The organism is Cohaesibacter haloalkalitolerans, assembly GCF_003574655.1.
Lineage (GTDB): Bacteria > Pseudomonadota > Alphaproteobacteria > Rhizobiales > Cohaesibacteraceae > Cohaesibacter > Cohaesibacter haloalkalitolerans.
The window spans coordinates 36,330-46,809 of the sequence record NZ_QNUM01000012.1; the positions used below are offsets into that span (position 1 = coordinate 36,330).

Genomic DNA, 10,480 nt, shown 5'->3' on the forward strand with positions numbered 1-10,480 from the left:
ATCAGAAGCCCTGCATCAGATTGCCGAAAACAAATGACAGCATCACGATGCCGGACAGGGTGTAGACCAGAATTTTCAGCCAGCCACGATAGCCGCTCATCCGGTCCTTGAGATAGACATGGTCGGTTGTCGTCTTGTCAGTCATGAGTGCCGTCGATCCCTTCAGTTGAAACCTGAACGGTCTCCCTTTGGGGATCGGGTCGGTTCAGGTGGTGCGCGATAAAAGCCCTCTGTCTCCGGTCTTTGATTTTGCCAGAGAGAGGAAACAATGTATGGTCAGGGAAATCAGATCACCCAGATCAGCATCATTGTCACGATGATCAAGAGGCCAACGAGCAAACTCATGACCGGTTCAAAGGACGGCTTGTTGAGGTTTCGCATGACAGGATCTTCTCTTCGAACGCCACTATTGCCCAACCAAGATGGGATGGGAGAGCCGCCCCTTCAAGGGGCGGCCCCTGTTCAGCTAAGGCTCTTCTTGGCAAAGTCGATGTAAAGCTCACGCAGACGTTTGGTGAACGGGCCCGGTTTGCCATCTCCAATCGCAGTGCCATCGAACGATACCACAGGGGCCACGAACATGGTCGCAGAGGTGACAAAAGCTTCCGCCGCTGCCTTGACTTCGTCTGGCGTGAAACTGCGTTCCTCGACCGTAAGACCAGCCTCGTCGGCGAGCGCCAGAACGGCCTTGCGGGTGATACCGTGCAGGATCTTGTTGGACAGGGCACGGGTGATCAGCTTGCCATCCCTGGTGATGATGTGGGCATTGTTGGACGTGCCCTCGGTGATGAACCCATCCTCAACCAGCCATGCATCATTGGCACCGTCAGCAATGGCCTTCTTCTTGGCCATGGAGGCAGGCAACAGGGCAACCGTCTTGATGTCCCGGCGCTGCCAGCGGATATCCGGTTGAGAGACCACATTGAGGCCAACCTCGGCAACACTGTCCATCTTGGCGCCGCGTGTCTGGGTGAACAGGACCAGCGAGGGTTTCAATCCTTCCGACCAAAGGAAGTTGCGGTCTTCCGCGCCGCGGGTTACCTGAATATAGACGCTGCCAGCGTCAATATTGTTGCGTTTGATCAGCTCGTGCTGGATGGCTTCCAGCTCCTCCATGGTGCATGGAAGAGGAATGGCCAGCTCACCAAGCGAGCGTTGCAGGCGCGCCAGATGGGCCGCATTGTCCACCAGCTTGCCATCAAGGATGGTGGAAACCTCATAAACCCCGTCGGCAAACAGGAAGCCACGATCAAAGATGGAGATCTTGGCATCTTCCTCGGGCAGGAATTCTCCGTTGACATAGACAGTGCGCGACATGAGGGACCCTTTCTTATCATATTTTTGCTCCGTTATCCGACTATAAAGACGATCTGTTGTAAGAAGAACAGGGTCCGCGACGGCCGGACAGCAAGGAACAGAATGGAATGGCCAAGGTTGAATGGCCGGAAGACCATGCAATCGACGCGTGCTCGACGGAGCATCCCTCGCGTGCAATTTCATGGAGAATTGGAACGACATTAGGCCGCTCAAAGGCGCAATACAATCGCTCTTAGAGGAAGACCAACAGGCACGTTCAGTTATACACGGCAAAGCCGATGGGACAAAATCGCATCTGGGAATCACCTTAGGGCTATGCGAAAAGCACATCAGCATTTCCACTCGCTCCTGCGGGTTTCTTCCTGTTGCCACTTTTCCCCGAGTAGCTTCCCCTATCAAGGACAAACCTGATACATCATGACAGACAAGGCCACCGCAATGCAAAAGAAGAGTCTTTTGTCAGCCCAACAGCTTGCCGTCGGCTCCGTGCTCATCGCCGTCGTCGTCCTGGCACTGAAATATGCCGCCTATGCGATGACCAACTCCGTCGGCCTCTATTCGGACGCACTGGAAACGCTGATCAATCTTGCGGCAGCTTTTGCGGTGCTTGTGGCGTTGAGGCTGGGCGAAAAGCCGGCAGACCATAACCACCAGTTCGGGCATCACAAGGCGGAATATCTTTCTGCCGTTGCCGAGGGTGTTCTGGTCGTGCTGGCCGCGATCACCATTTTCATGGAAGCGCTTGATGTATTCCAGGCACCCCGCGATCTGTCCGTGCCGATCATCGGTCTGGTGCTCAACGGCCTTGCCGGGGTGATCAACGCGGTGTGGGCCTATGCGCTGGTTCACATCGGACGCCAGCTGCGATCCCCTGCCCTTGTGGCAGACGGGCGCCATCTGTTTACCGATGTCGTCACCTCGATCGGCGTTCTGGCAGGCGTTGGCTTGGCCAAGCTCACCGGGCTCAACTGGCTTGACCCGCTGTTGGCGATGTTCGTCGGGGTATCGATCCTGTGGACGGGCTGGCAACTGATCCGCGGGTCCCTCAGCGGCCTGATGGACGAAGCCATCGATCAGGAAGAGTTGCAACAGCTGCGCCAGACGATCATGGACAATGCCGATGGTGCCATCGAAGCACACGACATCAGGACACGCCATGCAGGACGGGTTATTTTCGTCGAGTTCCATCTGGTGGTGCCGAGCAAGATGACGGTCTATGCGGCCCACGCCATCTGCGACCGGATCGAGAATGCCCTCAAGCAGGAAATGCCGCACGCCGTCGTTACGATCCATGTCGAGCCCGAATATATGGCCAATGAATCCGTTTTCGACGACATCCTGCCGATCTGACGCCAGAACCCTTCAGCAGATACGGGGCAATTGCTCCCCGACCAGCATATCGACAATCCTTCCGCCGCCAAACAGCGTCTGCATGACCACCCGTTTCGGATGTTCGCTGACGGCGCATCCTATGATCGCGGCCCCCTGCCCGGCTGGCGTGGCCTTCATGGCCGCAAGCGCCGCGTCCGCCTCCTCTTCGGGCACGAACAGTACCAGAGTGCCCTCGTTGGCCAGATAAAGCGGATCAAGGCCGAGAATTTCGGAGACGCCGCGCACCTCGGGGTGGATGGGCAGCAACTGTTCCTCGATCTCGATCCCGACGCCCGCCTCCTGCGCGATCTCATTAAGGCAGGACGCCAGCCCGCCCCTTGTTGCGTCTCGCGCCGCACGCACGCCGGGCGCGGCAGCGAGCACGGCTTCCATCAAACCGTTGAGCGGCTGGCAGTCGCTCTCAATGGAGGCCGACAAGGCCAAATCGCCCCGCGCCGCCAGAATGGCCGCCCCATGGTCGCCGAGCCGGTGATTGACAATCGCCACGTCTCCCGCCCTGACCGAAGAGGCCAGCAGGGTACGGCCCGGCGGAATGACCCCGACCCCGGCGGTGTTGATGAACACACCATCCCCCTTGCCCTTGTCCACCACCTTGGTGTCGCCAGTCACGATCCTCACCCCGGCTTCCTCTGCGGTGCCAACCATGCTGTCGACAATGCGCACGAGGGTGGCCACCTCAAAGCCTTCTTCAAGGATAAAGCCAACCGATAGCCAGAGCGGTCGGGCGCCGCCAACCGCCAGGTCATTGACCGTTCCGCAGACCGCGATCCTGCCAATGTCACCGCCGGGGAATTCCAGCGGCGAGACGACGAAACTGTCGGTGGTGAAGGCGAGTTGCGCGCCCGGCTCGGCCAGCGCAGGGTGGGACAGGCGGGCCTGATCTTCCCGGCTGTCCGGTTTGAAACGGGCGGCGAAAATCTGGTCAATCAGATCGTGCATGGCCTTACCGCCGCCGCCATGGGCGAGCGATATCCGTCCTTCAAGAAGCTTGTTCAGAGCATTCATTCCGCCACCTCCGGCCTTACATCGGCATATTGATAATAGGCCGCGCAGGCCCCTTCTGATGAGACCATCAGCGCGCCCAACGGATGCTCCGGCGTGCAGCCCTTGCCGAATTCAGGGCAGACAAAGGGCTTCATACGCCCGGTCATTACCGCACCACAGGCAAAGCTCTCGGTGTCCGGCACATGTGGCTTCGATGATCCATAGCCGACATCGAACTTGCGTTCGGCGTCATAGGCGGCATAGGCCTCGCGGATGCGCAGACCAGACTTGTCGATCTCGCCAAGGCCACGCCACTCGAAGGTCGGGCGTGGTTCATAAACCTGTTCAATGGCCGCAAGAGATGCCGGGTTGCCCTCCTCGGGCACGATACGGGCATACTGGTTCTCGATTTCAGCGCGCCCCTCGACCCGTTGCCTGAGCAGCATGAGCACCGACTGCAAAAGGTCGAGCGGTTCAAATCCCGCCACCACCAGCGGCTTGCCAAACTCCCGGGCAATGAACTCATAGGGGCGCGTGCCGATGACCATGGAAACATGGCCCGGTCCGATAAAGCCGTCGAGCTTCATTTCGGGATCCTCGAGCAACAGCCTCAGCGGTGGAGTCACCGTGATGTGATTGCAGAAGAGCGAGAAATTGCCGATACCCTCCGAAGCAGCCTGCAGGATCGTCAGCGCCGTGGACGGTGTCGTCGTCTCGAAACCGAGACCGAAGAAGACCACCTCACGGTCGGGATTGCAGCGCGCCAGTTCAAGCGCATCAAGGGGCGAATAGACCATGCGCACATCAGCCCCTTCCGACTTGGAGTCGAGCAGCGATTTCCTCCGCCCGGGAACCCGCATGGCATCGCCGAATGTGGTGAAAATCACCTCAGGCCGCATGGCGATCTCGACACATTCATCCACCCGCCTCATGGGTAGAACACAAACCGGACAGCCCGGCCCATGAATGAATTCCAGACCCGGCGGGGTAAGACGATCCAGTCCGTAACGGAAGATCGCGTGGGTGTGCCCGCCGCAGATTTCCATCAGACGGACCGGGTTGTCTTTCGTTGCGCCGATCTGGTCGACAGTATGGCTGATGGCCGCTAGCAGTTGCCTTGCCGCCACCGGGTCGCGGAATTCCGTCACATATTTCATTGCACGGGCCCTTGTCCGGTTTCCGCCCCGGTGCGCATCATGGCCTCGGTTCTGGTGATGGTTTCTAGCTCGCCGGAGACCTCGTCAAGTTCATGCAAGGCCTTGAGGGTCAGGGCGGCCTCGGCCTCGTCAATCAGGCTCATGGCGAAGCCCACATGGATAAGCGCCCATCGGCCAATCAGGTCGTCAAGCGACCTGTTGGTCGTGACACAGGCGACATTGACCACGCGCCGAACCCCGGAAATATCAACCGTTGCCAATTTGCGTTCAGAATCCGTGATTTCAACGATCTGTCCAGGAATACCCAAGCACATGTCGCTTCCTTTCTTCGCTACAAACCAGCCTCGCCACATCGGGCTGGGCCGGGGTCGTTCTTTATCCGTTTGCCCGCTGTCGACTGCGCGCCATGGCGATGGCCGCCTGCCCCAGCGACAGCCCCCCGTCATTGCACGGAACTTTGGAGTGGCTGAGAACAACAAGCCCAGCCGCCTCCAGCCGCTGGTGCAACAGGGTGAACAGGGTCACATTCTGAAAACAGCCACCGGACAGGGCGACGGTGTTGATTGCCTGCCGGTGCGCCAGTATCAGCGTCAGCTCTTCGAGCGCATCGACAAGCCCGAGATGGAACCGTGCCGACAGCACCCCGGGGGCTGATCCGTTCAACCGATCCACAAGCAAGGCTTCCAGTGCCGGTGCGGGATCGAGCTGCAGCGGGTCTCCGGCGCGGATGACAAACGGATAGGCTGAACTCTCCTCGTCGCAAAGCGCCCCGCGTTCGATTGCTGCCTCGAACCGCATGGCTGCCTCGCCCTCATAGCTCTGGCGCTCCCATGCGAAACCGCAAAGAGCGGCCGCCGCATCAAACAGGCGACCGCAAGACGAGCTCAACGGCGCGTTCATGCCGCTTCGCATCATGGCATCCAGTGTTGCCAGTGGCTGGGCCTTGAAACGCGCCACCAGATCGGACGCAGCATGGCGGGCACAAAACTGTTGCCACCCCATGGCAGCAACAATCTGCGCATAGGCATTGCGCCATGGCTCACGCACGGCGGCAGCTCCGCCGGGCAAGGGCACTGGCTTCAGGCAGGCCAGACGGCGATAGCCCAGATAGTCAGCCAGCAGAAACTCGCCGCCCCAGATGGTGCCGTCATCGCCCAAACCCAGCCCATCAAGGGCAATGCCCAGAACAGGGCCATCCGACAGTTTCACCCCATTCTCGGTCATGCAGGCGGCGATATGAGCATGATGATGCTGAACCTCCTCCACCGGGCGTCCCTTGGCTATTTCGTAGCCAAACCGGGTGGACAGGTAATCGGGATGGGCATCGACAACGATCCGCTCTGCCTGATGGCTGAACAGCGATTGGAACAGGGTCAGATTGTGCCTCTGCTCTTCATTGGTAGCGGCGTCTTCCAGATCGCCCATATGCTGGCTAAGGATTGCCTGTCCTTTGCGGGTGAGGCAGAAGGTGTTCTTGAGCTCTGAGCCCATGGCCAGCATGGCTGGCTCCTCAGGGAAGTCATCCGGCAAGGTAATCGCCTGTGGTGCATAGCCCCGCGCCCTGCGCAGCAGGCGCGTCCGGCCCAGTTCCACCACAGCAACGCTGTCATCGATGCGGTTGGCGATATCCCGGTCGTGCATCAGGGTAAAATCGGCGATCTCGGAAAGCCTGTCGCGGATTTCCTCATTGGTTGTGCATTGAGGCTGGCCGGAAAGATTGCCCGAGGTCATGATAAGCGGCCGGTCCAGATGCTCGAACATCAGATGATGCAGTGGCGTGTGGGGCAACATGAAACCGAGACGCGAGAGCCCAGGGGCCACCGCATCCGGCAGCCTCTCTCCCGCTCCATAGAGCAGCACGATGGGAGCCGCCGGGCTGGTGAGCAGCGCCTCCTCCGCCGTGGAGAGGGATGCATAGCGCCGGATGACTTCCAGATCCCGCGCCATCATGGCAAAGGCCTTGGCCTTGCGCCGCTTGCGGGCACGCAATGCGGCCACCGTTTGCGCGTTGGTCGCATCACAGGCCAGATGGACGCCGCCAAGCCCCCGGATGGCCACGATGTGGCCGTCAAGGATCAACTCGGCCAGTGTTTTCGGACAATCCGCGCTTTCCAAACAAGCGCCGGTTTGCAAGTCTTCAAGCCACACCCGAGGGCCGCAGTCCGGGCAGGCAACCGGCTGCGCGTGAAACCGGCGATCAGCGGGATTGGCAAATTCATCAGCGCACTCAGCACACATAACAAAGGGGGCCATAGTGGTTCTGGCCCGGTCGTAGGGGCCTGATTGCACGATGGTAAAGCGCGGTCCGCAGTTGGTGCAGTTGTTGAAAGGATAACGATAGCGGCGATCCGCCGGATCCCTGATTTCTCGGAGGCAATCGGGACAGGTCGCCACATCTGGCGTGACGGCAAGTTGGGCGAGGCCTCCCGCCTTGCTGGTCACGATTTCAAACGTCCGGGGCGCGGCACCCGAAAGAGTGGTCCGGACGACGCTGTCGATCCTTGCCAACCCGGGCAGATTGTCTCTGAGGATGGCTTCAAAGCGTTCGGCCATTTCCCCCCACAGCCGGACCTCGACCCCCTCGCTGGTGTTTTTCACATCCCCCGTCAAGCCGCACTCACGCGCAAGCCGCCAGACGGTGGGGCGAAACCCCACGCCCTGCACCTGGCCGCGAATGATGAGCGATACTGCCGACATGGCGAATGTGTCTCCCTGACCTCTGCCGTGCGCCCCCTTGACGGTAGCCCGGCGTCCTCCTCACAAACCGGTTAAAGACCGACTAGGCGGCGGCAAGCTCCCGTTTCAGTGTTGCCAGATAGTCGAGCCACTCGGCCATCCCCTCACCGCTACGCGCCGACAGCATGAAGATGCGAGCGTGCGGGTTGACCTTCAGGATATTGGTGGTCATCCGGTCCGGATCGAAATCGACATAAGGGGCCAGATCGATCTTGTTGACGATCACCACCTCGGAAGCGCGGAACATGTAGGGATATTTCAGCGGCTTGTCGTCGCCTTCGGTCGTCGAGACGATTGCGATTTTCATGCGCTCCCCAAGATCGAACATCGCCGGGCAAACCAGATTGCCGACATTCTCGATCATTACGATGGACCCGGGTGCAGGGTTCAGCTTTTGGGTCGCCGCGGCGATCATGTCGGCTTCCAGATGGCAGCCCGCGCCGGTGTTGATCTGCAGCGCATTGGCACCGGCAGCACGGATCCGGTCGGCATCATTGGTGGTCATCTGGTCGCCTTCGATCACCGTCAGCTCCACGGAGGGCGACAGGGCCTCGATGGTTTTTTCCAGCAGGGTTGTCTTGCCCGCCCCCGGAGAGCTCACCAGATTGAGCGCCAGCACGCCACGCCCCTCGAACCAGCCGCGATTGCGCTGCGCCAGACGATCGTTTTCGGCCAGAACAGCCTGCTCGACAGATATGATCCGGCCGCCATGATCATGATCATGATCGTGGTTATGGTCGTGGTGATGATCGTCGTGGCTATGGTCATGAGCATGATGCGCGTGATCATGGTGATGATGGTCATGACCATGATGATGGTGATGCTCATGGCCCGCTCGGAGCAAGGAAGTCTCCCCGGTTGCCGGATCGATTATTGAAACAGCGGTGTCGGGATCGGAACAGCCACAGGTGCCGCACATTGTCATATCCTTTCGAAAGCTGAACGATTGCCGCATGTTAGAGGAGATGCGGAACCGGTTCGTTCATGTCGCTTGTCATGTCTTTGGACATCAGCCGCCAGTGCCGGCTGAAATCGCAGCAGGGTTTCAGGTCTTGCAGTGTTGCCGGAAGCCTTTTCGAGACAGGGTCGAAAAGGCTTGAGCGGAGGTCTATTTCTTGTCCAGAAGCGCCTTGAGCTTGCCGAGATCGCGCACCAGAAACTCCTTGGAACCCAGTCTCTCGACATAGCCGTCGCGGATCAGACCGGCGATGGCTGTCGAGACCGTTTGACGGGTAACGCCGAGCCGCATCGCGATTTCCTCTCCGTTCGACTGCATCTGGACAGACATCCCGCGCGCTGTCGGACGTCCCGATTTCTCGACGCGATCCACCACCATGCGCACCAGCCGGAACTTGACGCTGTGAAAGACCATGTCCTCGATCAACTCTATGGATTTTCTGAGTAGATGCTCGACAACGGGTATGACCGACAGGGCAAATTCCGTACTCATCCCCAAAGCGGTCTCGAACTCCTTGTGGCGCAGGATATAGACCTCGCCTTCAGACCGCATTTCCATCTGCAGATGATCGCGCAGGATCATGGCATCACCCGGCCCGAGGGAAAACAGAGTGAGCTCCTTGCCTTCAAAGGAGGTAAAGCACCGCACCTCGCCCTTGACGACGATCAGAACAGCTTCGCCGCTGTCGTCCCGCTCGTCCGAAGCCGCCAGCATGGCACCTGTCGCGGGTTTGCGCCGCGAGATTGGCCCAACGATCCGATCCTTCTGCAAATCATCAAGGATTTCATGAGGTTGCCGCGGAACATCTGTAACCTTTCTGTGCTGCCTTAGCGGTTCATGGCTGGCCGATTGTCGGCGACGCTCCGGCTTGGCCTGCACCATGCGGGCAAAGAAGGTCTGGCCGTTGAGGGTCTGCACGATGCATTCGTCAGAGGAAGCCGTCCGGTTGACACTGCCATGCTGCACCGAGAACAGATCATTGAAGCGTAGCCCGCCGATTGCACTCCATGGCAATCCGAGCAGGGTCATCGCGATTCGGTTGGCTCCGACCAAACGGTCACCATCGAAGGCCAGCACACCCTCATGCGGGCTACCCAGAAGACTGGGATTGCTATGGATGACCATCCGCTCCCAGCTGTCGCTGTTGTAATGGAAGATGTTGCGCTCGATATGCGTGACGGCGCGCCCGAGCAGCGCCAGCAGATGATCATGTGGAATATTGGCCGGGGTACTGAGATCAAGGGTGCCCAGAATGCTGCCTTGCGGGTTGAGAATGGGGATCGCGGAACAGCTCAGCACGCCATTGGGGTCAAGAAAATGCTCGGTGCCGCAAATGGACAACGGACTGCTTTCCTGAAGGGCCGTGCCGATGGCATTGGTCCCCATCAGCCGTTCATTCCAAGAGGCCCCCGGCATCAGAGCCAGTCGATTGGCTGCCTGCATGAAGGTGTCGTTGCCGACCCGCATCAGAATCTGCCCCTCCGGATCCGTCAGGATCACCACTCCTTCAGACTGGCCGATGTCGCGCCGCAAGGCCTCCACTTCCCCCCAGGATGCCTGCACGAGAGACTCGTTGCGCTCGATCAGTGCACTCAGCTCGGCCCGGGTCGGAATTTCAACCTTGGCGGGAGCGTCCATGGCCACGCCATAGTCGGCACTTCGTCGCCAGGACTGGAGAATTGTCACAGGGATGTTGCCTTCGACATTGCCCGTATCCAGAAAGAACCGTCGCGCACGCGCCATCGCGACATCATAGGATCCCGCAATCGAGTTCATCTGAGCCAAGTTGAATTTTTGCATGGGCGAGGACGCACGATGGTCATCCCCGTCCGAGTCATCATTCCCGGTAGTCATCATTGAACAAATTCTATACCTCCAGCAGAACCCTCCTCAGGTTCTGTCCTCCCGTTGAAGTAAATTGTCGCTCAGTCACGCA

The 10,480-nt window shown here is 59.4% G+C and carries 9 protein-coding genes; 1 reads left to right on the forward strand and 8 read right to left on the reverse strand.

Annotation, left to right across the window (positions count from 1 at the left end):
• Position 1 precedes the first annotated feature (1 nt).
• Both DSL70_RS22375 and DSL70_RS20780 read right to left on the reverse strand, forming a co-directional pair.
• The gene (locus DSL70_RS22375; RefSeq protein ID WP_162916965.1) at positions 2-145 is read right to left on the reverse strand and encodes a hypothetical protein; all 144 of its coding nucleotides are present in this window, start codon (positions 143-145) and stop codon (positions 2-4) included.
• A 317-nt stretch (positions 146-462) separates the two neighbouring features.
• A complete protein-coding gene (locus DSL70_RS20780) occupies positions 463-1,317 on the reverse strand; it encodes a D-amino-acid transaminase (RefSeq protein WP_119309906.1) in 855 nt (284 codons plus the stop codon).
• Between the two features lie 438 nt (positions 1,318-1,755).
• Between DSL70_RS20780 and DSL70_RS20785 the strand changes: the two genes are divergently transcribed.
• The gene (locus tag DSL70_RS20785) at positions 1,756-2,667 is read left to right on the forward strand and encodes a cation diffusion facilitator family transporter (protein ID WP_119309933.1); all 912 of its coding nucleotides are present in this window, start codon (positions 1,756-1,758) and stop codon (positions 2,665-2,667) included.
• A 12-nt stretch (positions 2,668-2,679) separates the two neighbouring features.
• Here DSL70_RS20785 and hypE read toward each other — a convergent pair whose 3' ends face one another.
• From hypE to DSL70_RS20815, 6 genes are all read right to left on the reverse strand, one after another.
• Entirely contained in the window at positions 2,680-3,714 is a 1,035-nt protein-coding gene (gene hypE, locus DSL70_RS20790; protein WP_119309907.1) for a hydrogenase expression/formation protein HypE, read from the reverse strand.
• Positions 3,711-4,850 carry a hydrogenase formation protein HypD gene (gene hypD / locus DSL70_RS20795; protein WP_119309908.1) on the reverse strand — a complete coding sequence of 380 codons (1,140 nt, stop codon included), beginning with the start codon at positions 4,848-4,850 and terminating at the stop codon, positions 3,711-3,713. Before hypD ends, hypE begins: the two co-directional genes overlap by 4 nt.
• A complete protein-coding gene (locus DSL70_RS20800) occupies positions 4,847-5,164 on the reverse strand; it encodes a HypC/HybG/HupF family hydrogenase formation chaperone (protein ID WP_119309909.1) in 318 nt (105 codons plus the stop codon). The genes hypD and DSL70_RS20800 overlap by 4 nt, the downstream gene beginning before the upstream one ends.
• A gap of 61 nt (positions 5,165-5,225) precedes the next feature.
• A complete protein-coding gene (hypF, locus tag DSL70_RS20805) occupies positions 5,226-7,547 on the reverse strand; it encodes a carbamoyltransferase HypF (protein ID WP_119309910.1) in 2,322 nt (773 codons plus the stop codon).
• Positions 7,548-7,629: 82 nt separating this feature from the next.
• Entirely contained in the window at positions 7,630-8,430 is an 801-nt protein-coding gene (gene hypB, locus DSL70_RS20810; protein ID WP_342635304.1) for a hydrogenase nickel incorporation protein HypB, read from the reverse strand.
• A gap of 264 nt (positions 8,431-8,694) precedes the next feature.
• Positions 8,695-10,401, reverse strand: a complete 1,707-nt coding sequence (locus tag DSL70_RS20815) for a GAF domain-containing protein (RefSeq protein WP_119309912.1) — start codon at positions 10,399-10,401, stop codon at positions 8,695-8,697.
• Between the last annotated feature and the right edge of the window lie 79 nt (positions 10,402-10,480).

Bases quoted from the DNA above. Each gene is read 5' to 3' on its own strand.
- DSL70_RS22375 (WP_162916965.1), bottom strand. From the start codon at position 145: ATGACTGACAAGACGACAACCGACCATGTCTATCTCAAGGACCGGATG.
- DSL70_RS20780 (WP_119309906.1), bottom strand. From the start codon at position 1,317: ATGTCGCGCACTGTCTATGTCAACGGAGAATTCCTGCCCGAGGAAGAT.
- DSL70_RS20785 (WP_119309933.1), top strand. From the start codon at position 1,756: ATGCAAAAGAAGAGTCTTTTGTCAGCCCAACAGCTTGCCGTCGGCTCC.
- hypE (WP_119309907.1), bottom strand. From the start codon at position 3,714: ATGAATGCTCTGAACAAGCTTCTTGAAGGACGGATATCGCTCGCCCAT.
- hypD (WP_119309908.1), bottom strand. From the start codon at position 4,850: ATGAAATATGTGACGGAATTCCGCGACCCGGTGGCGGCAAGGCAACTG.
- DSL70_RS20800 (WP_119309909.1), bottom strand. From the start codon at position 5,164: ATGTGCTTGGGTATTCCTGGACAGATCGTTGAAATCACGGATTCTGAA.
- hypF (WP_119309910.1), bottom strand. From the start codon at position 7,547: ATGTCGGCAGTATCGCTCATCATTCGCGGCCAGGTGCAGGGCGTGGGG.
- DSL70_RS20815 (WP_119309912.1), bottom strand. From the start codon at position 10,401: ATGATGACTACCGGGAATGATGACTCGGACGGGGATGACCATCGTGCG.